This is a genomic window from Rhodococcus sp. GQ147 (assembly GCF_059759155.1).
On record NZ_JCAXDU010000017.1, the window covers coordinates 88,204 to 113,998 of the forward strand.

At 68.0% G+C, this 25,795-nt stretch carries 26 protein-coding genes and 2 pseudogenes; 14 read left to right on the plus strand and 14 right to left on the minus strand.

Annotated features, from left to right (window positions below):
• Nucleotides 1-83: 83 nt before the first annotated feature.
• Nucleotides 84-1,076 (minus strand): PRC-barrel domain-containing protein, encoded by a 993-nt coding sequence (locus AC6CID_RS19030; RefSeq protein ID WP_498354322.1) that lies wholly within the window; start codon nt 1,074-1,076, stop codon nt 84-86.
• Between the two features lie 181 nt (nt 1,077-1,257).
• Here AC6CID_RS19030 and AC6CID_RS19035 point away from each other — a divergent pair, with 181 nt between their 5' ends.
• Together AC6CID_RS19035 and AC6CID_RS19040 are read left to right on the plus strand one after the other, a co-directional pair.
• Nucleotides 1,258-2,499 (plus strand): aspartate aminotransferase family protein, encoded by a 1,242-nt coding sequence (locus AC6CID_RS19035; RefSeq protein WP_220666491.1) that lies wholly within the window; start codon nt 1,258-1,260, stop codon nt 2,497-2,499.
• 22 nt (nt 2,500-2,521) lie between these two features.
• The gene (locus AC6CID_RS19040) at nt 2,522-3,016 is read left to right on the plus strand and encodes a DUF3830 family protein (protein WP_019290153.1); all 495 of its coding nucleotides are present in this window, start codon (nt 2,522-2,524) and stop codon (nt 3,014-3,016) included.
• 65 nt (nt 3,017-3,081) lie between these two features.
• On the opposite strand, the gene AC6CID_RS19045 is transcribed toward AC6CID_RS19040, so the two are convergent.
• Together AC6CID_RS19045 and AC6CID_RS19050 are read right to left on the minus strand one after the other, a co-directional pair.
• A complete protein-coding gene (locus AC6CID_RS19045) occupies nt 3,082-4,452 on the minus strand; it encodes an amidase (RefSeq protein ID WP_498354323.1) in 1,371 nt (456 codons plus the stop codon).
• Between the two features lie 32 nt (nt 4,453-4,484).
• Nucleotides 4,485-5,399, minus strand: a complete 915-nt coding sequence (locus AC6CID_RS19050; RefSeq protein WP_498354327.1) for a D-2-hydroxyacid dehydrogenase — start codon at nt 5,397-5,399, stop codon at nt 4,485-4,487.
• Between the two features lie 140 nt (nt 5,400-5,539).
• Between AC6CID_RS19050 and AC6CID_RS19055 the strand changes: the two genes are divergently transcribed.
• Genes AC6CID_RS19055 through AC6CID_RS19065 form a run of 3 tightly spaced genes read left to right on the plus strand, consistent with a single transcriptional unit; the run spans nt 5,540 to nt 7,703 of the window.
• Nucleotides 5,540-6,280, plus strand: coding sequence for a maleate cis-trans isomerase family protein (locus AC6CID_RS19055; RefSeq protein WP_006550441.1), 741 nt, complete (start codon nt 5,540-5,542; stop codon nt 6,278-6,280).
• On the plus strand, nt 6,281-7,021 hold the full coding sequence (locus AC6CID_RS19060; protein ID WP_498354324.1) for a maleate cis-trans isomerase family protein: 741 nt from the start codon (nt 6,281-6,283) through the stop codon (nt 7,019-7,021). It begins immediately after the preceding gene.
• The gene (locus AC6CID_RS19065; RefSeq protein WP_006550439.1) at nt 7,008-7,703 is read left to right on the plus strand and encodes a GntR family transcriptional regulator; all 696 of its coding nucleotides are present in this window, start codon (nt 7,008-7,010) and stop codon (nt 7,701-7,703) included. Before AC6CID_RS19060 ends, AC6CID_RS19065 begins: the two co-directional genes overlap by 14 nt.
• A 6-nt stretch (nt 7,704-7,709) precedes the next feature.
• Here AC6CID_RS19065 and AC6CID_RS19070 read toward each other — a convergent pair whose 3' ends face one another.
• The gene (locus tag AC6CID_RS19070; RefSeq protein WP_064061671.1) at nt 7,710-8,315 is read right to left on the minus strand and encodes a TetR/AcrR family transcriptional regulator; all 606 of its coding nucleotides are present in this window, start codon (nt 8,313-8,315) and stop codon (nt 7,710-7,712) included.
• An 83-nt stretch (nt 8,316-8,398) separates the two neighbouring features.
• Here AC6CID_RS19070 and AC6CID_RS19075 point away from each other — a divergent pair, with 83 nt between their 5' ends.
• Complete coding sequence (locus AC6CID_RS19075) at nt 8,399-9,022, plus strand: hypothetical protein (RefSeq protein ID WP_217579210.1); 624 nt, start codon at nt 8,399-8,401, stop codon at nt 9,020-9,022.
• 13 nt (nt 9,023-9,035) lie between these two features.
• On the opposite strand, the pseudogene AC6CID_RS19080 reads toward AC6CID_RS19075, so the two are convergent.
• From AC6CID_RS19080 to AC6CID_RS19115, 8 genes and pseudogenes are all read right to left on the minus strand, one after another.
• Nucleotides 9,036-9,773: pseudogene (locus AC6CID_RS19080) on the minus strand (acetoacetate decarboxylase family protein).
• A gap of 69 nt (nt 9,774-9,842) precedes the next feature.
• Entirely contained in the window at nt 9,843-10,718 is an 876-nt protein-coding gene (locus AC6CID_RS19085) for an aldo/keto reductase (protein WP_024102892.1), read from the minus strand.
• A 94-nt stretch (nt 10,719-10,812) separates the two neighbouring features.
• Nucleotides 10,813-11,037 (minus strand): hypothetical protein, encoded by a 225-nt coding sequence (locus AC6CID_RS19090; protein ID WP_138841562.1) that lies wholly within the window; start codon nt 11,035-11,037, stop codon nt 10,813-10,815.
• Nucleotides 11,038-11,075: 38 nt separating this feature from the next.
• The gene (locus AC6CID_RS19095) at nt 11,076-12,125 is read right to left on the minus strand and encodes an acyl-CoA dehydrogenase family protein (protein ID WP_418345356.1); all 1,050 of its coding nucleotides are present in this window, start codon (nt 12,123-12,125) and stop codon (nt 11,076-11,078) included.
• On the minus strand, nt 12,122-13,093 hold the full coding sequence (locus tag AC6CID_RS19100; RefSeq protein WP_019290146.1) for an acyl-CoA dehydrogenase family protein: 972 nt from the start codon (nt 13,091-13,093) through the stop codon (nt 12,122-12,124). The genes AC6CID_RS19095 and AC6CID_RS19100 overlap by 4 nt, the downstream gene beginning before the upstream one ends.
• A complete protein-coding gene (locus tag AC6CID_RS19105) occupies nt 13,090-14,250 on the minus strand; it encodes an acyl-CoA dehydrogenase family protein (protein WP_498354325.1) in 1,161 nt (386 codons plus the stop codon). Before AC6CID_RS19105 ends, AC6CID_RS19100 begins: the two co-directional genes overlap by 4 nt.
• Entirely contained in the window at nt 14,250-15,119 is an 870-nt protein-coding gene (locus AC6CID_RS19110) for an enoyl-CoA hydratase (protein WP_019290144.1), read from the minus strand. Before AC6CID_RS19110 ends, AC6CID_RS19105 begins: the two co-directional genes overlap by 1 nt.
• Nucleotides 15,116-16,663 carry a FadD3 family acyl-CoA ligase gene (locus tag AC6CID_RS19115; protein WP_064061676.1) on the minus strand — a complete coding sequence of 516 codons (1,548 nt, stop codon included), beginning with the start codon at nt 16,661-16,663 and terminating at the stop codon, nt 15,116-15,118. Before AC6CID_RS19115 ends, AC6CID_RS19110 begins: the two co-directional genes overlap by 4 nt.
• 44 nt (nt 16,664-16,707) lie before the next feature.
• Here AC6CID_RS19115 and AC6CID_RS19120 point away from each other — a divergent pair, with 44 nt between their 5' ends.
• The 8 genes and pseudogenes from AC6CID_RS19120 to AC6CID_RS19155 all read left to right on the plus strand — a co-directional run bounded on the left by AC6CID_RS19120 (nt 16,708) and on the right by AC6CID_RS19155 (nt 23,929).
• Complete coding sequence (locus tag AC6CID_RS19120; protein WP_033096895.1) at nt 16,708-17,916, plus strand: acyl-CoA dehydrogenase family protein; 1,209 nt, start codon at nt 16,708-16,710, stop codon at nt 17,914-17,916.
• Entirely contained in the window at nt 17,913-18,728 is an 816-nt protein-coding gene (locus tag AC6CID_RS19125) for an SDR family oxidoreductase (RefSeq protein WP_217579207.1), read from the plus strand. Before AC6CID_RS19120 ends, AC6CID_RS19125 begins: the two co-directional genes overlap by 4 nt.
• Nucleotides 18,729-18,762: 34 nt before the next feature.
• Nucleotides 18,763-19,374 carry a TetR/AcrR family transcriptional regulator gene (locus AC6CID_RS19130; RefSeq protein WP_006550428.1) on the plus strand — a complete coding sequence of 204 codons (612 nt, stop codon included), beginning with the start codon at nt 18,763-18,765 and terminating at the stop codon, nt 19,372-19,374.
• 9 nt (nt 19,375-19,383) lie between these two features.
• Nucleotides 19,384-20,532 carry an acetyl-CoA C-acetyltransferase gene (locus tag AC6CID_RS19135; RefSeq protein WP_033096893.1) on the plus strand — a complete coding sequence of 383 codons (1,149 nt, stop codon included), beginning with the start codon at nt 19,384-19,386 and terminating at the stop codon, nt 20,530-20,532.
• A gap of 124 nt (nt 20,533-20,656) precedes the next feature.
• Nucleotides 20,657-20,926, plus strand: coding sequence for a DUF2277 domain-containing protein (locus tag AC6CID_RS19140; protein WP_006550426.1), 270 nt, complete (start codon nt 20,657-20,659; stop codon nt 20,924-20,926).
• A 118-nt stretch (nt 20,927-21,044) separates the two neighbouring features.
• Complete coding sequence (locus AC6CID_RS19145; RefSeq protein WP_220666497.1) at nt 21,045-23,363, plus strand: carbon starvation CstA family protein; 2,319 nt, start codon at nt 21,045-21,047, stop codon at nt 23,361-23,363.
• Nucleotides 23,360-23,542, plus strand: coding sequence for a YbdD/YjiX family protein (locus AC6CID_RS19150; protein WP_019290138.1), 183 nt, complete (start codon nt 23,360-23,362; stop codon nt 23,540-23,542). Before AC6CID_RS19145 ends, AC6CID_RS19150 begins: the two co-directional genes overlap by 4 nt.
• A gap of 15 nt (nt 23,543-23,557) precedes the next feature.
• Nucleotides 23,558-23,929: pseudogene (locus AC6CID_RS19155) on the plus strand (Clp protease/crotonase-like domain-containing protein).
• An 18-nt stretch (nt 23,930-23,947) separates the two neighbouring features.
• Here the strand turns inward: AC6CID_RS19155 and AC6CID_RS19160 are convergent.
• Both AC6CID_RS19160 and AC6CID_RS19165 read right to left on the minus strand, forming a co-directional pair.
• Complete coding sequence (locus tag AC6CID_RS19160; protein ID WP_213932482.1) at nt 23,948-24,574, minus strand: response regulator; 627 nt, start codon at nt 24,572-24,574, stop codon at nt 23,948-23,950.
• Nucleotides 24,571-25,785, minus strand: a complete 1,215-nt coding sequence (locus AC6CID_RS19165; RefSeq protein WP_220666498.1) for a sensor histidine kinase — start codon at nt 25,783-25,785, stop codon at nt 24,571-24,573. Before AC6CID_RS19165 ends, AC6CID_RS19160 begins: the two co-directional genes overlap by 4 nt.
• Nucleotides 25,786-25,795: the final 10 nt, after the last annotated feature.

The window sequence follows — 25,795 nt, forward strand, 5'->3', positions numbered from 1 at the left end:
GACCGTACCGCGCGACACGTGGTACCGCACGACGAAGCCGGGACGACCACATCGATTGTGGTCGTCCCGGCTTCGTGTGTGGATCAGGAACGGTCGGCGCCGGTCGCGTCGTCCGGTTCCTCCTCGTAGTACTCCGTGGTCACGACGCGGCGCACCAGGCGCGGCTTGCGCGGCCGGTCGGCGTCCTCGCCGCCTGCCGTGTCCGTCTTCGCATCGGCCGTGCTCGTGTCGGCCGACGGCGGCGGCGTGAAGTGCGCCGGCCCCGTCGGTCCCGGACCGACGATCTCCTGATCGCTGCCGCTGCCGCTGCCGCTGCCGCTGTCGCTGCCGGGAGCTGCGTGGCGGGCGGTGTCCGCCGCCGAGTCCGCGGTCCCGGACGGTGTGGACGAGTCCGCGGTCCCGGACGGTGTGGACGAGTCCGCGGTCCCGGACGGTGTGGACGGCGTCGACGCGGTATGCCCCGGCATCGAGTGCTCGAGCGATTCGTCCCGCTGGCCCTCGCTCGGCCGGTAGTTGCCGGCGATCTCCTCACGCGCGACGTCGGGCGGTGTCGGTGAGGGCCCGGTTCCCGCCGATGTGGTGGTGCCGTACGTCTCGCCGGTGTGCGGCGTCCCGGTGCCTCCCGGTCCGCCGGCCGCGCCACCGACGAGGCCACCACCGGCTGCGCTCCGCTCGCCGAGGCCGCTGCGGTCGTCGGTGAACCCGGCCCGATCGTCCGTGAATCCGCCCTGATCGCCGGTGGATCCACCCCCTGCAGGGGTGTCCCCGAACCGGCGGTAGTAGCGGTACAGCTCGTCCTCCTCGAGCGGGGTCAGCTCACCGTTCTCGTCGATGTTCGGGGCGCCGGTGATCGTGTCCTTGTCGAAGGGCAGGCGCACTCCGGTGCTGTCGAGCACGGCTTCGTCGATCGGGGCGAAGTGCCGGCGCGTTCCGAACAGACCCGTGACGACGGTGATCCAGGCGGGTCGGCCCGTGTCGTTGTCCAGGTAGACCTCTCCGACGCGTCCGAGCTTGTCACCGTCCGGCCCGTACACGGTGGCGCGAGCGAGGGTGTCGATGTCGTCGTTGCTGATCATGATGTCCTCATCCGTGGGCGATGCGGCTTCCTGCTGTGCGGATGCCCTGCGGTGCGAGTGACGAAACGCTGCCGTTACACCGCTCGCCGTTGCATCGACCATCCCCGCGTGTTATCCATATTGTCAACAATCCGACAACCGGCACGAGGGTTCGCGCCCTCGGCTGTTCGGAGGGATCGTCATGACCCGTCTTTCACCCCGCCTGCTGCAGGCAACGCCCGTCACCGTCGACCACGCCGAGGGGTGCTACATCCACGGCACCGACGGACGTCGGTATCTCGACTTCACCGCCGGCATCGGCGTCACGAGTACCGGCCACTGTCACCCGCACGTCGTCGAGGCCGCCCGCCGGCAGATCGGCTCGCTGATCCACGGGCAGTACACGACCGTGATGCACCGGCCCCTGCTCGAACTCACCGAACGCCTGGGCACGGTGCTCCCCGAAGGACTCGACTCGCTGTTCTTCGCCAATTCGGGCAGCGAGGCAGTCGAGGCGGCGCTGCGTCTGGCCCGCCAGGCGACAGGGCGACCCGGAATCGTCGTCTTCCACGGCGGTTTCCACGGCCGTACCGTCGCCGCCGCCACGATGACCACCTCCGGAACCCGTTTCTCCGCAGGGTTCTCGCCGCTCATGGGCGGTGTACACGTCGCTCCCTTCCCCACGGCCTATCGCTACGGCTGGTCGGAGGAGGAAGCGACCGATTTCGCCCTGCAGGAACTGGACTACCTGTTCGCGACCCTCGTGGCGCCGGACGAGATCGCGGCCTTCGTCGTCGAACCGGTCCTGGGCGAGGGCGGTTACGTCCCCGGCAACACCAGGTTCTTCCAGGGACTGTGGCAGCGGGCCGACGAACACGGCATCCTGCTCGTCTTCGACGAGATCCAGACCGGATTCGGGCGGACCGGAAAGTTCTTCGGGCATCAGCACTTCGACGTGCGACCCGACATCATCACCATCGCCAAGGGCCTCGCGAGCGGTTTCCCGCTGTCGGGTATCGCCGCCTCCGAGGAACTCATGGAGCGCGCCCGTCCGGGATCGCAGGGCGGCACGTACGGAGCTAATGCGGTCTCCTGCGCGGCGGCCGTGGCCACTCTCGACGTGATCGAAAAGGAGGGGCTCGTCGACAACGCCGCCGCACGTGGACGTGAACTGCTCTCCGGTGCACGGGAGAACACGATCGACGCCATCGGCGACGTGCGCGGCCTCGGCCTCATGGTGGGCCTCGAGTTCACTACCGACGGAGCACCCGACCGGGAGCGGGCGTCCGCAGCGCAGCAGCTCGCCGCGCAGAAGGGGTTGCTGCTGTTGACCTGCGGTGCGCACATGAACGTGGTGCGCATGATCCCGCCGCTGATCGTCACCATCCGGCAGATCGAGGATGCGCTCGGGATCTGGTCCGAGGTCCTCGCCGAGGTCCGATAATCCGTCGAACGAGGGAGTCCGCGTGGCCCGATACATCACGATCACTCTCGACAAGCGCGACATCACGTGCAGAGCACGGCTTCTCGACGACGAGGCGCCGCTCACCTGCGCGGCGGTGTGGGACGCCCTGCCGCAGAGCGGTTCGGCGTTCCACGCCAAGTACGCCCGCAACGAGCTCTACACCCTCGTCCCGAGGATCACCGCGGCACCGCACCGGGAGAACCCGACGGTGACGCCGATCCCGGGGGATGTGTGCCTGTTCGACTTCGAACCGTGGGAGATCGGTAATCCCGCATACGGTTACGAACCCGGCTCGCAGGCCCATGCGCAGCAGGGAGCGACCGATCTCGCGTTGTTCTACGGCCGGAACAATCTGTTGCTCAACGGCGATGTGGGCTGGGTGCCGGGCAACGTCTTCGCGACGATCGAGGATGGCCTGCCCGAACTCGCCGTCGCGTGCAACGACCTGTGGATCCAGGGGGTCGTGGGGGAGACGCTGAGCTTCGCACGCGCATAGACGGGCACCGCACGGGAACGGCACCGCACAGACTGTGCGGTGCCGTTCCCGTGCAGACCTCTTCTTCAGCTCAACGCGTACTCGGCGAATCGCGCGACGGCGAGCAGCAGGTCGTCCGAGTGCCGCGGCCCGACGATCTGCAGACCCACGGGCAGACCCGCCGAGGTGGTGCCCACAGGGATGCTGATGGCCGGCTGCTGCGTGAGATTGAAGGGATAGGTGAACGGGGTCCACTGCGGCCACGAGGTCAGCAACGAATCCGGAGGCACGTCGTGGCCGGCCTCGAAGGCGGGGATCGGCATCGTCGGGGTGATCAGCACGTTGTACCTCTGGTGGAAGATCCCCATCGTGATGCCGACCGCCGCCGCGACCGCGCGGGCCTCGAGATAGTCCACGGCACCGAGTTGTTCGCCGTGGGACCACACGCGTCCGAGACCGGGGTCCACCTTGTCGCGCGTGCCCTCGGGGAAGGTCTTCAGCATCGTCGCTGCGCCTGCCGCCCAAAGGTTCTCGAAGGCATCGAGCGGATCGGGGAAACCGGGATCGGCGGCGGTCACGCGCAGCCCGGCTTCGTCGAGGACGCGGACCGCCCGGTCGACGATCTCACCGACCTCGGGGTCCACGTCGACGTAGCCGAGGGTCCTGGAATAGGCGACGTCCATCCCCACCACCTCGCGGTTGAGGCCACCGCGGAAGGTCGTCAGCGGCGGCGCAAGGGCCGTCGGGTCCCGGGGATCGGGCAGCGCGAGGATGTCGGTGAGCAGCGCCGCGTCCTCGACCGTCCGGGTGATCGGCCCGGCGTGCGCGAGCGGCCCGAACGGGCTGGCGGGGAAGATCGGGATCCGGCCGTGAGTGGGCTTGAAACCCACCACGCCGCAGAACGATGCGGGGATGCGGATACTTCCCCCACCGTCGGTGCCGACGGAGCACGGACCGAAGCCGGCCGCGACCGCCGCCGCGCTGCCACCGGACGAGCCACCGGCGGTCTTCGTCGTATCGACGGGATTCGTGGTCACCCCGTACAGGGCCGAATCGGTCACCGCCTTCCACGCGATCTCCGGGGTGGTGGTCTTGCCCACCAGCACCATTCCGTCCTCGCGCAGCCGGGCCGCGACCGGGCTGTCGACGTTCCAGTCCTGGTTCTCGTCGATGGCCTGCGAGCCCCGCAGGGTCGGCCATCCGTCGGTGAGGAAGACGTCCTTGATCGAGATGGGGACCCCGTCGAGCAGGCCCTTCGAATAGCCGGTCCGCCACCGCTCCTCGGAGCGGCGTGCCTGGTCGAGGGCCTTCTCCTCGTCGACGAGGCAGAACGAGTTGATCTCGCGATCGTGCGCCGCGATCCGATCGAGCACGGCCCGTGTCACCTCGACGGGAGACAACTCGCCCGAGGAGAACGCCGACACGAGTTCGACGGCGGTCATGTCTGTGGGCTCCATCGTGCCTCCTTCTCGTCGGACGATGCCGACTCTCACGCGCCGGGCACGTAACCCAGCTTCTTGTCCACCACGTTCCGAAGAGGTTCGCCACTGCGGTGACGGTGGAAATTGTCGATGAAGACGTCCACCAGCGCATCGCGCCAGCCCACGAAATCCCCCGAATTGTGCGGGGTGATCGAGACGTTCGGCATGTCCCAGAGCAGATGGTCCTCGGGGAGCGGCTCGACGTCGAGCACATCCAGTGCGGCACCGGCGATGGCGCCCGACCGCAGTGCCTCGACGAGGTCGTCGGTGCGCACGAGTTCGCCCCGCCCGACGTTGACGAAGCGGGCCTTCGACTTCATCGCGGCGAACATCCGGGCGTCGAACAGGTGCCGGGTCTGCTCGGTGAGAGGCGCGGCCACGACGACGAAATCGGCGTCGGCGAGGGCGCCGGGAAGATCCGCGGTCGTGGTGACGGTGCCGAAATCGGGGTCGTCGTCGCGAGGGCGCCGGCCCGAGCCTCGGACCGTCATCCCCACGGCCGAGAGCAGGCGTGCGATCGCGCGGCCGATCGGACCGGTGCCGACGACGAGCACGGAGCGACCGGCGATGCGTTCGGACTCGCGGTGCTTCCAGATGTGCTCGCGCTGGAGCCGCAGGGATTCTGGGATGTCCTTGGCGAAGGAAAGTATCTGGGCGAGTACGTATTCGGCGATCGCCCCGTCGAAGACTCCGCGGGAATTGGTGACGACCACGTCGCTGTCGCGCAGGTCGGGGAACATGAGGGCGTCGACCCCGGCCGCGGCGACATGGATCCACTTCAAGGAGGTCGCGGCGTGCCAGGCCGCGGGCAGGGCGTCGGTGAGGAAGTCGTACGCGAAGAGGATGTCGGCGCCGTCGAGTGCGTCGGCCAGGCCGGCGGCGTCGGTGTAGCGCACCGTGGCGTGTTCGGCCACCGGGGCCATCCACGCACGATCCGGCACGGCTTCGGCATGAAGCACTGCAACGACCGGCTGGGCATCCACGTTGACACCGTAAGAGCGCCTCGTATTATTGTCAACAATCCTCAAGGCTGAGGGAACTCTTGACGAAGCCGAGGGACCGTATGGAACTGAACATTCCCGAATTCGAAGGTCCTCTGGCTCAGCGGGGCATCGGTGTGATCGCCCCCTTCGATCTCGCCCTGGAACGAGAACTGTGGCGATGGGCGCCGCTCGAGGTCAGTCTGCACCTCGCTCGAACCCCCTATGAGCCGGTGCCGGTCAGCCGTGCCATGGCCGAGATGGTCTCCGACCGGCGGCACCTGATGGTCGCGACCCGCGACGTGCTGTCGGTGGAACCGGAAGTCGTTGCGTATCTGTGTACCTCGGGCAGTTTCGTCAACGGGGTGGCCTACGAGAAGGCCCTGTGCGACGCGATCTGCGGGGCGGGCGCACCGTGCGCGGTCACGACCTCCGGAGCGCTGCTCGAAGCCCTCCGCGCACTCGACCTGACCCGCATCTCGGTGATCACCCCCTACGACCGGGAGCTCACCGACCTACTGCGCGACTTCCTGAACGAGGCCGGAACCGATGTCGTCCGGTCGTCGCATCTCGGGCTCGGCGGCGGCATCTGGAAGGTCAACTACCGCACCATCGCCGAACACATCATCGGGGCCGATACCCCCGAGTCGCAGGCGATCTTCGTCAGTTGCACCAACCTGCCGACCTACGACCTGATCGCGCCGCTCGAACGGGAACTCGGCAAGCCGGTCCTCACGGCCAACCAGCTCACCATCTGGGCGTGCCTGGGACGGATGAAGTTGCCCATGACCGGGCCGGGAAAGTGGTTGAGAGGAGTGTTCTGAATGCATCGTGACCGTCCGACCATCGGGATCGTCTACCCGGATCATGCCGCCGAGGACGACTACCTGTTCGCCGCCGAACTCCTGGGGGTGAATCTGCCCGTCGCCCACATCTACGGAACCGATCTGCACGCCGTTCCCGAACTCCTCGACCTCGGGAGCCCGGCCAAGCTCGCCGGGGGAGCGGCGCAGTTCGCGGACGAGCCCCTCGACGCTCTCGTGTGGGCGTGCACGTCGGGCAGCTTCGTGTACGGACCCGAGGGGGCACGCACCCAGGTCGAGCAGCTCTCCCGGGACGCGGGAGGCGTGCCCACGACCAGCACGAGCATCGCGTTCGTCGCCGCACTACGGGCGCTCGGAGTCGGCCGGGTGGCCGTGTCGGCGAGTTATCCGCGGGACGTCGCCGAACTGTTCGTCGCCTTCCTCGCGGACGCCGATGTCGAGGTCGTCTCGCTCGCCGACGCCGGCATCGACACCGCCGCCGAGGTCGGCACCCTGACCGACGAGGCCGTCCTCGAATTCGTGAGGACCAACGATCATCCCGACGCACAGGCGGTCCTCGTGCCCGACACCGCGATGCACACGCTGCGGATCATGCGGGAACTCGGGAAGGAGACCGGCAAGCCGGTGCTGACCGCCAACCAGGTCACCGTGTGGCACGGCCTGGAACTGGCCGGATATACAGTGGAATGCCCGGAGCTGGGCTCACTGTTCGAGGAGGATACCGATCATGGTGCTCGGTGATCTGGAAGATCTACGTCCTGTCACCCGGCCGTCCACGGCCGAGCTCATCGCCGAACAGATCCGGTCGGCCATCGTCCGGGGTGCGCTCGGTCCCGGGGAACAGCTGGGGGAGGCCGAACTCGCGGCGCACTTCCAGGTCTCCCGGGGCCCGCTGCGAGAAGCCATGCAGCGGTTGCTGTCCGAAGGTCTGCTCTACAGCATCCGCAACCGGGGCATCTTCGTCACCGAGCTCACCTTCGACGACGTCGTCGACATCTACCGCAGCCGCTGGGTCATCGAGGGCGGTGCCCTCGACCTGGTGCTGGACGGCCGTCGCGAACAGACGTGGAAGGCCCTCGAACCGGCGATCGAGGAGATGCGCACCGCCGCCGAACGCGAGGACGCCACCGGTGTCTCGGACGGCGACCGGCGTTTCCACGAGATCCTCGTGGCCAGTGCCGACAGTCCGCGGCTCGTGCGGGCAGCCCGCACGCTGCTCGTCGAGACGCGGATGTGCCTCGGCGCGTTGCAGACCACCTATCCCGACCTGCACGTGCAGGTGGACGAGCACGTCGTGCTGCGGGAGGCGATCCGCACCGCCGACCGGGAGGAGGTGCGGCGTCTGCTCGACGAGCACCTGCACGACACGGTCACCCGGCTCCGCGAGCGTCAGAACGTCGACGGCGTGATCGCGTCCGGCTGATACGGCTCAGCCGGGAGGGGTGAACGACGACAGGGCCGTTGCGGCGATGTTGCCGCCGGCGTCCTCCGACGCCAACCGTCCTGCCGCGACTTCGGTTGCGGCACAATGGACCAGGCTGTGCAGGACCGACGCCAGCCAGGACGACGACAGGTCGGTGCGGAACGCCCCTTCGGCGCGACCGCGCTCGATGAGGGCGGTCGCGCGGGCGAGCAGGCCGTCGTGTGCGGCGCGTACGTCCTCGGCGGGAAGTGCTTGTTCGGCGGCCGCGAGCAGTGCCCCCGCGTCGGCGGTCAGCGACCACGAGCCCGCGATGAGGCGGTGAAGGGCGTCGCGGGGGTCGCCCGTGAGGTCGATCCGGTCCACGGTCTGTTCCGCCTCGGCGAGCGCGCGCTGCACCACGGCGGTGACGAGTTCTGCGCGAGTGGGGAAGTGGCCGTAGAGGGTGACACGCCCGACGCCGGCGGCCTTGGCGATCTCCCCGATGCTCGCGTCGGGGTCACGACTGAGTGCGATGCGCGCGGCGTCGAGGATCGCCTCGATGTTCCGCTCGGCGTCCGCACGTTTCCTGGTGCGAAGCGATACGGGACGGCGGGATGCCTCGTGGGTGGTCACGGATCCTCCTCTTGTCGAACACTGATGTTCAGGTTACGCTGACCATCAACTCGAACATCACTGTTCAACTTAGGCGGATCCTCATGACGAGCTCCGACATCACTATCGTCCCCGTCGATCGACCTGCGACCGGCATCGACCAGAAGGCGCTGCTACGAGGGGTGCTGCGCCGGTGGCCGAGCCTCGTCGCAGTCGCCCTCGCCGCGTTCGTCCTCGCGGACGGGGGCACCGACTTCCCGGCGATCCTCACCGGCGCGGCACTGGTCTATCTCGGTGCCGCCGTGCTGGGTCGTCGCAGCGCGGCTTGGCCGCTGTTCCTCGGCGCCGTCGCGCTGATCGGCGTCGGCAAGGTCGCCGTCGTCGCGTTCGGGGTGCCGGTCGAGATCACCGTGGTGATGGTTGCGCTCGGTGCCGCGGGCGCCGTCTACGGACTCGCGCGCACCCCGGCCGGCCGGGCGATGCTCGTCGGGCCGTCGACCGTGGCCATGCTGGGTTTCGGTGCCGTCGCGGTGGCCGCGGTGACGGTCACCCCCGTCCCGGCGGGCGTGATCGTCGGGCTCGGACTGCTCGGTCACGCCGCGTGGGACTACCTTCATTTCCGCCGGAACACCGTGGTCGCCCGCTCGCTCGCGGAGTTCTGCGGTGTGCTCGACACCCTGCTGGGTGTCGCGGTGATCGTCCTCGCCGTCTCGGGCGCGCTCTCCTGAGTCCAGGAGAGTCTCAGACGACGGTCGCGTTGCCGAAGATCATCCACAGATCGGCGATCGACGACGAGGTCAGTGCGCGTCGGGGCAGACCGAGCGACCGCAGTTCGTCGGCGATCGGATGCGTCCCCAACCGTAGGGTCGCGCCGCCGAGCCGGTGCGCACGCCGCTCGGATTCATCTCCCAGGTCGTGCAGCGGGTGACGTCGTCGATGTGCGAGTAGGCGGCGAGCGAGGCTGCAAGGCCGTTGCCCGGCACCGGAAATCCGGGCGCCACCGCCAGTTCGGCGATCAGCACACCGTCGGCGGAGACCGAACCGCGCTTGGTGCTGCTGTCGTGGTCGGTGTCGAAGTCGGCGAGGGTCTTCGGGAAACCCCAAATGCCGCGTCCCGCCGCAAGAGTGAAGTCGCCGTCGACGGGCAGATGGTGGATGAGCGCACCGGCCTGCCCGCCGACCAGGCTCCGCCAGTCGCCGACGATGCCGTCGCCGCGGTTGTGATGGTTGCGGACGAGGAAAGCACACCCCGAACTCGTTGTACGGACCGAGGTCCCCGTCGACGTAGTCCACGAAGACGAGCGTGCAGATCCCGTGGCCCGGGCGGTACTGCAGGATCTCGAGCCCGGTGCGGGCGACGAGTTCCTGCGCGGGGCGCACGGGAACCGAGAACATCCCCATGAACGCCGTGGCCGTTCGGACCTGCACGGGCATGGTGACCGGCTTGCCCAGCACTACATGCGTCGTCGTCTCGCTCATCGCTGCCTTCCGGAAGTCGGACGTGCGTACCCCGACAATGAGAACACGCTCCAGTTCCGGGGGAAGGGACTAGGAAGGAGCGCCGATGTTCATCTCGTCGGGATGCGCGCCCACCCGCGTGCCGTCGTCGAGCGTGTCGAGTTCGCTGAGGTCGAGCTCGTCGAGTTCGAAGTCGAAGACGTCGATGTTCTGGGAGATGCGCTGCTCGTGCACCGACTTCGGGATGACGATCAGCCCGTTCTGCAGATGCCAGCGGATCAGCACCTGCGCGGCCGACTTGCTGTGACGATCGGCGATGCGGGTGACGATCGGGTCGACGAGCAGGGTGTTCGGCTTCGAGTTCGGACCCCACCCCGAGTTGCTCGTGCCACCGAGCGGGCTCCACGACTCGACGGCGATGCCGTGCTCGGACGCGAACCGGCGGATCTCCTGCTGCGGCAGGTGCGGATGCAACTCCACCTGATCCACCGCAGGCAACAACCCGCCACGATCGACGAGCAACTGCAGGTGGTGCGGTTCGAAGTTGCACACCCCGACCGCCTTCGCGCGCCCGGACTCGGCGATCTTCTCGAGGGCGTCCCAGGTGCGCAGGATCCGTTCGCGGTCCTGCAGCGGCCAGTGGATCAGGTAGAGGTCGACGTACTCGGTGCCCAGCTTCTTCAGGCTCGTGTCGAATGCCTTCAGTGCCGGCTCGTAACCCTGATCGGCGTTCCACAGCTTGGTGGTGACGAAGATGTCCTCGCGCGGCACCGACGACGCGGTGAGCGCGCGGCCGACGCCTTCCTCGTTGCCGTAGGCCGCGGCCGTGTCGATGTGCCGGTAACCGGCCTCGTCGATCGCGTATCGGACCGCGTGTTCGGTCTCGTCGTTGGTGGCCTGCCAGACTCCCAGGCCCAGCTGCGGGATCGTCGTTCCGGAATTCAGCGTGATCGTGGGAGGTGTCATCTCTCCGACGTTAGCGAGCCGCCGCGGCGGGCGCGAGTGATCCCGGACGATCGGGTGCTCTCCGACCCGCGGGCTCCGAGGACGGGTGTCGAGTTCATCCGCCGGACGCCGGGGGACGGCAGGCGAGCAGCGCCGCCCACGTATCGACCTCCCGTCGGCCCGTCAGCCGCACGACCGGCAGATCGGGACGTTGTGCGAGCGCGGTGAGGACGCGGTCGCGGTACCCACCGTGGGTGCGCGGTGAACTCCTCGACGTCCCCGCCACGAGGACGCGGCGGGGACGCACGGGGAGTGGAACCGAGGAATCGAGGAGGCGCATCACCGATCTTTCGCAGGGATCGCCGCCGACGATATTGCTCAGGCGGATATTGCGCTCAGGTACTCGCGCGGTTGCCCGAACAACTGGGCGCTGCCGTGCGCCCGTTTGAAGAACAACTGCGCGTCGTGCTCCCAGGTGATCGCGATCCCGCCGTGCAGCTGCACGGCCTCCGACGCGACCTGTTGGAAGGCTTCCGAACAGTAGATCTTCGCGGCGTACGCGTCCTGCGGATCCTGCGACAACGCAGCCGCATACGACATCGATCGCGCCGTCTCCACGAGCGCGTACATGTCGGCCATGCGGTGCTTGAGCGCCTGGAACGACCCGATTGCGCGACCGAACTGCTTGCGGTTCTTCGCGTAGTCGACGGTCAGGTCGAGCACCGCTTGCGCGGCACCCACCTGCTCGGCCGACAGGGCGATCGCCGCGGACGCCCGCAACCGGTCGACGAGATCGTCGGACGATGACAGGCGACGACCGGTCACCGCTGAGAACGACACCTCCGCCAGGGAGCGCGTGGGATCCATCGTGGGCACGCGGCGCCGCGACACCCCGTCGGTCTCCGGATCGACCTCGAACAGGCCGACCGTGTCACCGTCGGCGGCGAGCACGAGCAGGGTGGACGCGATGTCGCCGCCGAGCACATAGTGCGCGGTTCCGGTCAGCACGTTGCCCTCGGTGCTCACGCCGGGACGCTGCCAGCCGGTGGCCGACGCCCAGCACACCGCGACGACCTCGCCGGCCGCGATGCCGGGGAGCAGACGCGCCGCCGCGTCGGCATCACCGGACAGCAGCACGGTCTGCGCCGCGAGCACCGCCGACCCCAGGAACGGCGACGGGGTGAGCGTGCGGCCGAGTTCCTCGAGCACCACGTGGGCCTCGACCCACGAGGCGCCCACTCCGTCGTATTCCTCCGGGACGGCGAGGGCTGCGACCCCGACCTGCTCGACGAGCATCGTCCACAGTTCGTCGTCGTACCCGCTGCCGGTCGTGATCGCCCGCCGGACGGCAGCCGAATCGGAGTGTTTGGCGAGCAGGGTACGCACCGAATCCCGCAGTGCGGCACGATCTTCCGTCTCGAACGTCATGACGCCTCGCTCTCGAGTGCCGCGACCACGCGTGCCCGGTGCTCGTCGGGGGTGCCCCACGCGGTGACGAGCGCGCGGACCTTCGTGATCCACAGCGACAGATCGTATTCCTGGGTGTAGCCGATCGCGCCGTGCACCTGCAGTGCCGTGCGCGCGGCGAGATAGGCAGCGTCGCCGCACGCGACCTTGGCCGCCGAGACGTCCCGGGACGCGGTGGACAGCTCGTCGCGGACGGCGATGGCCGCACCGTGCAGCAGCGGACGTGCCATCTCCAGCGCGACCGCCACCTCGGCGAGATGGTGCTTGACCGCCTGGAAGGAGCCGATCGCGCGGCCGAACTGCTTGCGCTGCTGCGCGTACTCGACGGTGGTGTCGATCAGAGTCCGGCCCAGGCCTTGGAGCTGAGCTGCAGACGCGAGGACACCGATGTCGAAAGCCGCAGCGGTATCTGTGGATCCGAGCGACTCGCCGACGGTGAGCGAGGCAAGCGTGCGCGACCGGTCGACCGACTCGCGCGTGTCCCCGGCGGTGCCCATCGAGACGGTGCCGTCGGCGACGTGCAGCGCGAGGTCGGCGACGTGCGCGTCGACCGCGTACGGCGCGTGGGGGAGCATCGCGACGGTGGCGAGCGATCCGGCGGCAAGCGGGCCGAGACGCTCGGGTGCCACGGCGGCGAGCAGAACCGGTGCCACCGCGACGGTTTCGACCACCGGACCGGGCACAGCGTGGCGACCGAGCTGTTCGACGGCGACGACGAGATCGACCGCGTCGGCCCCGAGGCCGTCGTGCTCCTCGGCAACGAGCAGACCGTTGACGCCGGTCTCGGCCAGTCGCTCCCACACCTGCAGACCCGGTGCCGTGTCGCCGCTGTTCCACGCACGGATCACCTGCGGCATATCCGACTTGGTGAGCAGGGCGTCGATACTGGACGCGAAGTCCTCATGGGACTCGTCGAGTGCGAATCTCATCGATCACCCCTCGGAAGGCCGAGCAGCCGCTCGGCAATGACGTTCTTCTGGATTTCGTTGGTACCGGCGTAGATCGGGCCCGACAGCGAGAAAAGGTAACCGTCGGTCCAGCCGTCGACGAGTTCGGCATCCGCACCCTGCAGGTCGAGCGCCGTCTCATGCGCGGCGATGTCCCACTCGGACCAGAACACCTTGTTGATCGACGATTCGGCGCCGAGCTGTCCGCCCGCGGTCAGGCGCGTGACGGTCGCCCAGGTCGACAGCTCGTAGGCGCGCGCCCCGATCCACGCGTCGGCGACGCGGTTGCGCAGCGCGGTGTCGCCGTGGAGATCGGACTCGCCGTAGGCGCGCAGCAGCCGGTCGGTGGTCGCCAGGAATCGGCCCGGCGCACGCAGCGACAGACCGCGCTCGTTGGAGGCGGTGCTCATCGCGACCCGCCATCCTTCGTTCACCGCACCGATCACACCGGACTCACCGGGACGCTCCGGGTCGTCGGGGACGAAGACGTCCTCGAGGAAGATCTCTGCGAAGCCCGGCTCACCGTCGAGCTGCGGGATCGGTCGCACGGTGACGCCCTCGGCCCGCAGGTCGAACATGAAGTAGGTGATGCCCTTGTGCCGCTGGGCCTCCGGGTCGGAGCGAAACAGACCGAAACCCATGTCGGCATAGGACGCCCGCGAGCTCCAGGTCTTCTGGCCGTTGAGCAGCCAGCCGCCGTCGACCTTCGTGGCGGTCGAGCGCAGCGACGCGAGGTCGGAGCCGGACTCGGGTTCCGACCAGGCCTGGGCCCAGATGTCGTCGGCCCGGGCCATGCGCGGCATGATGCGGGCGAGCTGTTCGGGGTGGGCATGCTCGAACAGGGTGGGGGCGAGCAGGAAGATGCCGTTCTGGCTCACCCGGCCGGGCGCACCGGCGCGGTAGTACTCCTCCTCGAACACGACCCACTGCTCGAGGGTCGCGTCGCGGCCGCCGAGTTCCTCGGGCCAGGAGACGACCGACAGGCGTGCATCGGCGAGGGTCCGTTCCCACTGCCGGTGTTCCTCGAAGCCCTCGGCCGTGTCCATCGACTCGAGCGGCGTCGTGGGGACGTTCTCGGCGAGGAAGGCGCGTACCTCGTCGCGGAACGCGAGGGTGGCGTCGTCGAGCTGCAGATCCACTACTTCGCTCCTTCCACCGGACGAGCGCTCGCGGCCATCGACTTGGCGTTCATGCCGCCGAGCGAGTCGGCGCCGACCTCGGCGTTGTGCGCGTGCGCGAAGTGGTGCAGGCCGAAGACCGAGTCCATGCCGTTGCGCATGCCCATCTGGTCCTCGCACTGGTTGACGGCGCGCTTGGTGAGCGCGAGCCCGAAGCGGGGCATCTCCGCGATGCGGGCGGCGAGGGCGAGGGTCTCGTTCTCGAGTTCCTCACGCGGCACGACGCGGCTGACCATGCCCACCTCGTAGGCGCGCTGGGCACTGAAACGGTCACCGGTGTAGAGGATCTCCTTCGCGAAGCGCGTTCCGAGGATCCACGGGTGCGCGAAGTACTCGACACCCGGGATGCCCATGCGGACCACGGGATCGGAGAAGAAGGCATCCTCGGACGCGACGATCAGGTCGCACACCCACGCCAGCATGAGACCACCGGCGATGCAGGCGCCCTGCACCGACGCGATGGTGGGCTTGGGGATCTCGCGCCAGCGGCGGCACATCCCCAGGTAGACCTCCATCTCACGGGCGTAGCGCTGGTCGCCGCCGGGCTTGTCGACGTGGTCCCACCACATCACGGCCTTGTTGTCGTAGTGGACGTGGTGGTCGCGGCCCGGGGTGCCCAGATCGTGGCCGGCGGAGAAGTGCTTGCCGTTGCCGGCCAGCACGATCACCTTGACCTCGTCGTCCTCGACGGCCCTCTCGAAGGCGGCGTCGAGCGCGTAGGTCATGACCGAGTTCTGGGCGTTGCGGTAATCGGGTCGGTTGAGAGTGACGATCGCGACGCCGTCGCGCACCTCGTAGGTGACGACATCGGGCTCGAACGGGACGGTCATGACTTCTCCTCACGCAGAACGTTCTTCAGTACCTTGCCGGACGGGTTTCGGGGCAGCGCATCGATGAACCGAACCGATCGCGGCGCTTTGAAGTTGGCGAGTTTCTCTCGGGCGTACGTGATCACGTCGTCCTCGGTGAGCGGATGTCCGTCCAGCGGGACCACGAACGCCCGGCCGACCTCACCCATGCGCTCGTCGGGGACACCGATCACCCCGACCTCGTGGACTCCCGGCAGGTGCAGCAGTGCCGCTTCGACCTCCGCCGGATAGACGTTGAATCCGCCGCTGATGTACATGTCCTTGAGACGATCGGTGATGTCGAGATAGCCGCGTTCGTCGACGGTCCCGACATCGCCGGTGTGCAGCCACCCGTCCTCGTCGATCGTCTTGGCCGTGGCCTCGGGATCGTCGAGATAACCGAGCATGACGTTCGGGCCGCGCAGCAGGATCTCGCCCTTGTCGCCGATGCGCACCTCGAACTCCGCGGTGGCGCGTCCGGACGAGGTGGAGACGGTGACGGGATCGTCGTCGGTGCGGCACATCGTCGCGACGACCGCCTCGGTCTGCCCGTAGGCGGTGAGCACCGCGTCGAAGCTCAGTTCGTTCTGCATGCGCTCGACGAGGGAGACGGGCACGGGTGCGGCGCCGGTGACGGCGATGCGCAGGTTGCTCAGGTCGTACTCGCCGCGCCGCGGGTGGTCGAGGATGGACTGGTAGATCGTCGGGGCGCCCGGGAGGACGCTGATGCGCTCGGCCGCGACCATCGCCATGACCTTCTCTACGTCGAAGGTCGCGAGGGGGATGACGGTGGAGCCATGGAGCAGTGCGGCGACGAAGCCGGCCTTGTACCCGAAGCTGTGGAAGAACGGGTTGATGATCAGGTAGTTGTCGTCGATCGTCAGTTCGGCGCACTCGGCCCACGCCTGCGCGACACCGATGCACTGACGGTGGGCGCTGAGCACGCCCTTGCTGCGGCCGGTCGTGCCCGAGGTGAACAGGATGTCGGAGACGTCGTCGGGGGTCACGGCCGCGGCGCGCGCGTCGGCCTCGGTGCGGGCGGCGTCGGTGGCGGAGGACAGGAAGTCCGCCCACTCGACGATCCCGTCGATCGGCGCGTCGTTCCCGCCCAGCGGGACCCGCACGGTCGTCGGGATCGACAGTTCCGGAGCGGCCTTGCACAGTTCGGTGTAGCGGTCGGTACCGAGGAAGTCGCCGACCACGACGAGGGCCTCGGGGCGGACGCGCTCGACGACGTCGGCGGCCTCGTTTCCGGTGTAGCGGGTGTTGAGGGGTACGACGACCCCGCCGGCCCAATGTGTACCCAGGGCAGCGATCACCCAGTGGAACGTGTTGGGCGACCAGATGACGACGCGCGCACCGCGTTCGACGCCGCGGGAGACGAGCGCCGCGGCGACATCGCGGACGTGGTCGCGCAGTTGTGCGAAGGTCAGCCGGGTGTCGCCATCGGCGATCGCGAGCAGGTCCGGCCAGGTGTCGGCGGCACGTACGAGTGCGGCCGGAGTGGTTCTCGGTCGTGTGTTCACAGAGCTCCCTACCTAGCAATTGCTTGGTAGGTTATCGTACGGATGTGCACGAGAGCGAGAGCCAGGAAAATGCGGAGTTCGCAGCCACCGTCCGACAGTGGCTCGAAGACAACCTGACCGGCGAATTCGCCGAGCTCAGAGGCAAGGGCGGACCCGGAAGCGAACACGAGTTCTTCGAACAGCGACTCGCATGGGACCGGCATCTGGCCGCTGCCGGATGGACCTGCATCGGCTGGCCCACCGAGTACGGCGGGCGCGGCGCGAGCATGGATCAGCGCGTGATCTTCCACGAGGAGTACGCGAAGGCGAACGCGCCCGCGCGCGTCAACCACCTCGGTGAGGAACTGCTCGGCCCCACCCTCATCGCGTTCGGGACCGAGGAACAGAAGCAGCGCTTCCTGCCCGGGATCCGTAACGTCACCGAACTGTGGGCGCAGGGCTACTCGGAACCGGGAGCCGGCTCCGACCTCGCCAACGTCTCCACCACCGCCCGCCTCGAGGGCGACAAGTGGGTGATCAACGGTCAGAAGGTCTGGACGTCGCTCGCACACGTCGCACAATGGGCCTTCGTCGTCGCGCGGACGGAACCCGGTTCGACCCGCCATCACGGCCTGAGCTTCCTGCTCGTGCCCCTCGACCAGCCCGGCGTCACGGTGCGGCCCATTCAGCAGCTCACGGGCACCTCCGAGTTCAACGAGGTCTTCTTCGACGACGCCGTCACCGACGCCGACCTCGTCGTCGGTGCCCCCGGCGACGGGTGGAAGGTCGCGATGGGTCTGCTGACCTTCGAACGCGGCGTCTCCACCCTCGGGCAGCAGATCGGCTTCGCCCGCGAACTCGACGGCATCGTCTCCGTCGCCGAGAGCAACGGTGCGATCGACGATCCGCACCTCCGCGAACGCATCGCCCGCGCGCGGATCGAACTGCGGGTCATGCGTGCCCACGCCCTGCGCACCCTCGGCGACGCCGATCCGGGTCAGGCCTCGGTCGCGAAACTGCTGTGGGCGAACTGGCATCGCGACCTGGGGCAACTCGCCATGGACGTGCAGGGATCGTCATCGCTCGTCGGCCCCGATCACGACCATGCCGGAAATCCCTCCGACATCACCGATCCCGAACATCTCGAGCTCGCGGAATGGCAGCGGCTGTTCCTGTTCACCCGCGCCGACACCATCTACGGCGGATCCAACGAGATCCAGCGCAACATCATCGCCGAGCGCGTGCTCGGCCTTCCCCGGGAGGCACGTCCGTGACCGCAACACCCCGTCCCGCATCCCCGCTCGCGACCCCGCCGGTCGAGACCCCCGGCCACGGACTGCTCCGCGACAAGCAGGTCGTGGTCACCGCCGCCGCCGGTACCGGCATCGGATTCGCCACCGCGCGTCGCGCGCTGCTCGAGGGCGCCGACGTGCTCGTCTCCGACTTCCACGAGCGCCGGCTCGGCGAGTCCGCGGAGAAGCTCGCGGCCGAGTTCCCCGAACAGCAGGTCGCGACGATCGTGTGCGACGTGTCGTCCACCGAACAGGTCGACGCCCTCATCACCGGCGCCGCCGACCGGCTAGGGCGCATCGACGTGCTCGTCAACAATGCTGGACTCGGTGGGGAGACGCCCGTCGTCGAGATGACCGACGAGGAATGGGATCGCGTCCTCGACATCACCCTCACCAGCACCTTCCGCGCGACCCGCGCGGCACTGCGCTACTTCCGCTCGGTCGACCACAACGGCGTGCTCGTCAACAACGCGTCGGTACTCGGCTGGCGCGCCCAGCACTCGCAGGCGCACTACGCGGCGGCGAAGGCCGGCGTCATGGCCCTGACCCGCTGCTCCGCGATCGAGGCCGCCGAATACGGCGTGCGCATCAACGCCGTCGCCCCGTCCATCGCCCGACACCCCTTCCTCGCGAAGGTCACCAGCGAGGAACTGCTCGACAACCTCGCCGCCGGTGAGGCCTACGGCCGCGCCGCCGAGGTCTGGGAGGTCGCGGCGACCATCGCGATGCTCGCGAGCGACTACACGACCTATCTGACCGGCGAGGTCGTGTCGGTCTCCTCCCAGCGGGCATGAACCCGCTCTCGGTCGGCTTGAAAGGATGTCCGTCATGACTCCCTCACGCGACGACACCTCCAGCAAGTCCGGACGCCGCGCGGAACTGCTCGACATCGCAGCCGACCTGTTCGCGTCGCGCGGTGTGCGGGCCACGACCGTGCGCGACATCGCCGACGCGGCGGGAATCCTCTCCGGCAGCCTCTACCACCACTTCGATTCCAAGGAGTCGATGGTGGACGAGATCCTGCGGGCCTTCCTCGACGACCTGTTCGACCGGTACCGCAAGATCGTCGCGTCGGGTCTGCCGTCCCGCAAAACCCTCGCGGCACTCGTCACCACCTCCTACGAGGCGATCGACCGGTCGCACGCCGCGGTGGCGATCTACCAGGGTGAGGCCAAGCATCTCGAGGGCGACCGCTTCGCCTACATCGGCGAACTCAACACCGAGTTCCGCGACCTATGGGTGGGCGTGATCGAACGCGGCGTCGCGGACGGTTCGTTCCGGCCCGACGTCGACGTCGAACTGGTCTTCCGGTTCCTGCGCGACACCGTGTGGGTGGCCGTGCGCTGGTACCGGCCCGGAGGCTCCCTCAGTATCGATCAGGTTGCCCAGCAATACCTTTCCATCGTTCTCGACGGACTGTCGAACCAGAATTCTTCGTAAGGAGACATCATGACCGAGGCCTACATCGTCGACGCGGTGCGCACCCCCATCGGCAAGAAGAAGGGTGGGCTCGCGGACGTGCACCCGGCCGACCTGGGCGCGCACGTGATCAAGGCGCTCGTCGAGCGCACGGGCATCGACCCCGCCGACGTCGACGACGTGGTGTTCGGTTGCGTCGACGCCATCGGCGGCCAGGCCGGCAACATCGCCCGCACCGCGTGGCTGGCCGCCGGCTACCCGCAGCACGTGCCCGGCGTGACCGTCGACCGTCAGTGCGGGTCGAGCCAGCAGGCCCTGCACTTCGGTGCCCAGGCGATCCTCAGCGACACCGCGGATCTCATCGTCGCCGGTGGCGTGCAGAACATGACGCAGATCCCGATCTCCGCGGCCATGATCGTCGGGCAGCAGTACGGCTTCGACACCCCCTTCGGTGGGTCGAAGGGCTGGACGGAGCGCTACGGCAGCGACGAGGTGTCGCAGTTCAAGGGTGCCGAGATGATCGCCGAGAAGTGGGACCTCAGCCGCGAGGAACTCGAGAAGTGGGCGCTGCAGAGCCACGAGCGCGCCAAGGCCGCCATCGCCGAGGGACGCTTCGAGAACGAGATCGTCCCCTTCGGTGACGCCACCGTCGACGAAGGCCCGCGCGAGACCAGCCTCGAGAAGATGGCGTCGCTGCAGACCCTCGTCGAGGGCGGACGCCTGACCGCCGCCGTCGCCAGCCAGATCTCCGACGGCGCATCCGCGGTGCTGCTCGCCTCCGACGAGGCCGTGAAGAAGTACGGCCTGAAGCCCCGCGCGCGCATCCACCACCTCAGCGCCCGCGGCGACGACCCGATCTTCATGCTCACCGCCCCGATCCCCGCCACGCAGTACGCCCTCGAGAAGGCCGGCCTGACGATCGACGATATCGACCTCATCGAGATCAACGAGGCCTTCGCGCCCGTCGTCCTGGCGTGGATCAAGGAGATCGGCGCCGACCCGTCGAAGGTCAACGTCAACGGCGGCGCGATCGCCCTCGGCCACCCGCTCGGCGCGACCGGCACCAAGCTGATGGCGACGCTGCTCAACGAGCTCGAGCGCACCGGTGGTCGCTACGGCCTGCTCACCATCTGCGAGGGTGGCGGGACCGCCAACGCGACCATCATCGAACGCGTCTGACCCACCCCCTTCACATCCGCGCGCCCGTTCGTCATCCGCTGCTGCGATCGCCGCAGCGGACGGACAGCGGGCGCGCGGAAGCGAACGTATGGTCCGGTCCGGAGGTGACGTCTACCCTCGAAGCATGTGCCGGAACATCACGGAGCTGCGGGGGCTCGAGCCGGCTGCGACCGCCGAGGAGATCGAAGCGGCCGCACGGCAGTACGTCCGTAAGGTCAGCGGGATCCACAAACTCTCCGACGCCACCCGGGAGCCGTTCGAACAGGCCGTCGCCGAAGTGACCGCGACGACGACGAGATTGCTCGCGGCCCTTCCCGAGCGGCGGCAACCACCGCCGTCGGTGCCGCCGCTACGTCGGCCCGAGGTGCAAGCCAGGATCGCCGCACGCGGCTGATCGATTCCGGTTCGTTCGTCGACGCGCGCGGGTAGCGTGACGCTGGTCGAGATTCGAGCACGTTCGAGGCCCGTCGCGACCTCCGCGGGTCTGCGGGCGAGCCTGGTGAGGAGCCGATATGGCTGTGGACCCGGCGCCGCCGACCGGCAGCGAGGTGGAATATCTCCGGACCGACCCCGATCTTCCACCGGTCGGTGTCGTCGACCGGACACCGATATCACCCACCGCGAGGATCGTCTTTCTCGTGCTCGCGATTCTGGGGGCGGTCGCCTGGTCGATCATCGCGCTGGTCCGCGGCGAGGAGATCAACGCGGTCTGGTTCGTCATTGCCGCCGTGTGCACCTATCTCGTCGCCTATCGCTTCTACGCGAAGTTCATCGAACGCAAGATCGTGCAGCCACGCGACGACCGTGCGACACCTGCCGAGGAACTCGAGAACGGCAAGGACTACATGCCGACGGACCGTCGGGTGTTGTTCGGCCACCACTTCGCCGCCATTGCCGGCGCGGGCCCGCTCGTCGGCCCGGTGCTCGCCGCCCAGATGGGTTATCTGCCCGGCACGATCTGGATCATCGTCGGCGTCGTCTTCGCCGGTGCGGTCCAGGACTTCCTCGTCCTGTGGATCTCCTCGCGCCGCCGCGGACGCAGCCTCGGCCAGATGGCCCGCGAGGAACTCGGGCCGATCGGCGGCGTCGCGGCGCTCATCGCGGTCTTCGTCATCATGATCATCCTGATCGCGGTGCTGGCATTGGTGGTCGTGAACGCGCTCGCCGACAGCCCGTGGGGCCTGTTCTCCATCGCGATGACCATTCCCATCGCACTGTTCATGGGCGTCTATCTGCGCTACCTGCGACCCGGCAGGGTCGCGGAGGTGTCGCTGATCGGCGTCGTTCTGCTGCTCGTCGCGATCATCGCGGGTGGCTGGGTCGCCGAGACCGACTGGGGAACGAACTGGTTCACCCTGTCCCCGGTGACGATTTCGTGGCTGATGATCGCCTACGGATTCGCGGCGTCGGTGCTGCCGGTGTGGTTGCTGCTCGCCCCGCGCGACTACCTCTCGACCTTCATGAAGGTCGGCACGATCGTCCTGCTCGCGATCGGGATCCTCGTCGCACGACCGAACCTGGAGATGCCCGACATCACGTCGTTCGCCATCGACGGTGACGGCCCGGCCTTCGCGGGGTCGCTGTTCCCGTTCCTGTTCATCACCATCGCGTGTGGTGCACTCTCGGGTTTCCACGCGCTGATCTCCTCGGGGACGACACCGAAGCTGATCGAGAAGGAGAAGCAGATCCGGCTCATCGGCTACGGCGGCATGCTCACCGAGTCGTTCGTCGCGATCATGGCGCTGGTCACCGCCTGCATCATCGACCAGCACCTGTATTTCACGCTCAACGCTCCGGCCGCCGTGACCGGAGGCACTCCGGAGACCGCCGCCGCCTACGTCAACGGTCTCGGGCTGGGGTCGCCCGACATCACCCCCGAACAGATCTCGGCGGCAGCCGAATCCGTCGGGGAGGAGTCGATCATCTCTCGCACCGGTGGCGCACCGACGCTCGCGTTCGGCATGTCCCAGGTGCTCAGCGACCTGTTCGGCGGCGACAGCCTCAAATCGTTCTGGTACCACTTCGCGATCATGTTCGAGGCGCTGTTCATCCTCACCACCGTCGACGCGGGAACGCGTGTCGCGCGGTTCATGCTGTCGGACTCGCTCGGCAACTTCGGCGGTCCCGCTCGCCGCTTCAAGGATCCGTCGTGGCGACCCGGTGCGTGGTTGTGCTCTGCGGTCGTCGTCGGTCTGTGGGGTGCGATCCTGCTGATGGGCGTCACCGACCCGCTGGGCGGCATCAACACGCTCTTCCCACTGTTCGGCATCGCCAACCAATTGCTCGCCGCGATCGCCCTGACGGTCGTGCTCACCATCGTCGTGAAGAAGGGACTGGTGAAGTGGGCGTGGATCCCCGGCGTGCCGCTGGTGTGGGATTTGATCGTGACCATGACGGCGTCGTGGCAGAAGATCTTCTCCGGCGACCGCGCGGTCGGGTACTGGGCGCAGCACCGGGCCTTCGTCGACGCGAAGAACTCCGGCGCAACCACTTTCGGTTCGGCGAAGACTGCCGACGAGATCGACGCCGTCATCCGCAACACGTTCATCCAGGGCACGTTGTCGATCGTGTTCGCAGTGCTCGTGCTCATCGTGGTCGCCGCAGGAGTAGTGGTGTGCATCAAATCGGTCCGGGCCGGAGGTATGCCCACCACCGAGACACCCGACGTGCCGTCGAAGATATTCGCGCCCGCGGGTTTCGTGCCGACCCCGGCCGAGAGGGAACTGCAGAAGGAGTGGGACGAACTGATCGCATCGGGCAAGGTCCGCGCCCCGGGCGCCGCACACACCCATGCCTCGCGGCATCGCGACGGGGACGGAGGTGGGTCGTGATCACAGCACTGCGTCGGGCGTGGTGGTGGATCGGTGCCGTCATGGGCGACCACGACTACGCGAGGTACGTCGAACTGCACCGCCGGCAGCATCCGGATCGACCACCGCTGAGCGAACGCGACTACTGGCGTGAGCGGCACGCTGCAGCGGATGCGAACCCGGGAAGCCGATGCTGTTGAGCGGGGAGGTCGGGCATGACGCCGTACGAATCGATCCGCGTCGAGACGCGCGATCGGGTAACGACTGTGATCATGGCCCGTCCCGAGCGCCGGAACGCGGTCGACGGTCCGATGGCCGCCGAACCGGCCGACGCGCCTCGTGCTCTCCAAACCGGTGATCGCGGCGGTGGAAGGCTACGCGGTTGCCGGTGGACTCGAACTGTCACAGTCTTCCCACAGACCTGCATGCGCAACGACCGCCGCTCGGTCTACGAACAGTTCGGCCGCTCCGAATCCGAGGCGCTCGGATTCGTATTCGCCCTCGGTATGGAGTCCGTCGGAAGTGACACGGTCGGAGGGGCCGCGCGGTTCGCGTCCGGGGAGGGCCGACACGGTTCGTTCTCCTGACCCGATCCTCGACACCGATCACACGATCAGGCCCCGCTCGCGCGCCGCGACCACTGCGGCGGTGCGATTATCCACCTCCAATTTGGTGAACGCGTGCACCAGATGGGATTTCACGGTTGCCTCGCTGACGAAGAGCTGTTTGGCGATCGCACGATTGGACAACCCTTCGGCGACCAGCGACAGCACTTCGATTTCACGGGCGCTGAGGTCGGCGCGGGGCTGCTGCATGCGGCGGTAAAGGCGCTGGGCCACGTCCGGGTCCAGGACGGTCTCCCCACGGGCCGCCGCGAACACCGATTCGATCAGCACTTTCGGGTCGGTGTCCTTGAGGAGGTAGCCCGCCGCACCGGCTTCGACCGCGCGCAGAATGTCCGCGTCCGTGTCGTAGGTGGTGAGTACGACGACCCTCGGCGGATCGGCCGCCGTCAGGATCCGGGCGGTCGCCTGCGCCCCGTCGATCCCCGATCCCAGACGCAGATCCATCAGCACCACATCGGGTTTCGCGGCCGACGCCGAAGCCACGGCTTCCTCACCCGACGATGCTTCGGCGACCACCACGATGTCATCGTGCGACGCCAGCAACGCGCGCAGTCCCGCCCGTACCACCGGGTGATCGTCGACGAGCAGTACACGTACCGCACTCATGCGACCCGCCCGACCGGAAGGGTTGCGGCAACCGCGGTTCCGTCTCCGGGTGCCGATTCCACGACGAGTGTGCCACCCAGTTCGGCCAGTCGTTCCCGCATCGACCGTAAGCCGAATCCACCGTCCTGACGTTGATCGAAGCCGATACCGTCGTCGACGATATCGAGCCGTACTTCGTCGGATGCGTAGCTCAATGTCACCCGTACCCGACGCGCCCGCGAATGCAACCGCACGTTGGCGAGAGCACTCTGGGCGACGCGGAGCAAGGCGACGTCGAAGTCCGTCACCAGCGGGATCGGATCGCTGTCGGTGAGTAGGTCACCGGTGATCCCGGTCTGCTGCTCGAGTTGGTCGAGCAGGCGCCGCAACGCGGATTCGAGCGGTGCGGACTCGAGCGCAACCGGCGCGAGCGCGTCGACCACCCGGCGGGCCTCGATCAGATTCTGCTGCGCGGTGTCCGCGATCTGCGCGAAGACCGCCGCAGAATTGTCGGGAGCGCGCTGCCCGGCTCGGGAGAGCAGCAGAATGGACGAAAATCCCTGCGCCAGAGTGTCGTGAATGTCACGCGCGAGGCGGGAACGTTCGGTCAGTGCGCCCGCTTCCCGTTGCAGCGCGACCAATTCGTCCTGCGCCCCGAGCAACTCTCGGTGCGCCTCGGTGAGTTCGTCCACCAACTGCTGTCGCTGCGCGGACTGCCGCACCAACTGTTGGTAGACGACGGCCATTCCGGCGGCAGCTGCCGCCCCGAACACCGGTCCGAGAATCGAGGCAACCGTGTTCGTGGTGCCGTGCCACAGCGTCGCTGCGATCGCTATCGCGGTCAGCATGATCGTCACCGTCAACGCGACCGGAGTGGAGAACAGGGGAAAGCACAGGAAGAACAGGGCGAACGCCAGCCAGACGAAGTTGACATCCGCCACCACGAGGGCCAACCAGCCCAGCCCGAGCGCCGCGAACCAGATCTGCCCCGACCGGCGCTGTACCGGCTCCCCGTTCTCGAAGCCCTCACGCTGCGCGAACCAGATCCCGAAGAGATACCACCCGGCTACCACGACAGCGAGCGCGACGATCGGAGCGGGATGAGCACTGTCGGTAACCGTGCGCACGACACCCACCGCGAGGAGCAGGAAGAACAGCAGATGGGCGCCGAATTGCATGGCGCGTAGCACCGGCACGGCCCCGCCCGAGTCAGACCCATCGGAATTCCGCATCTCGCCCACT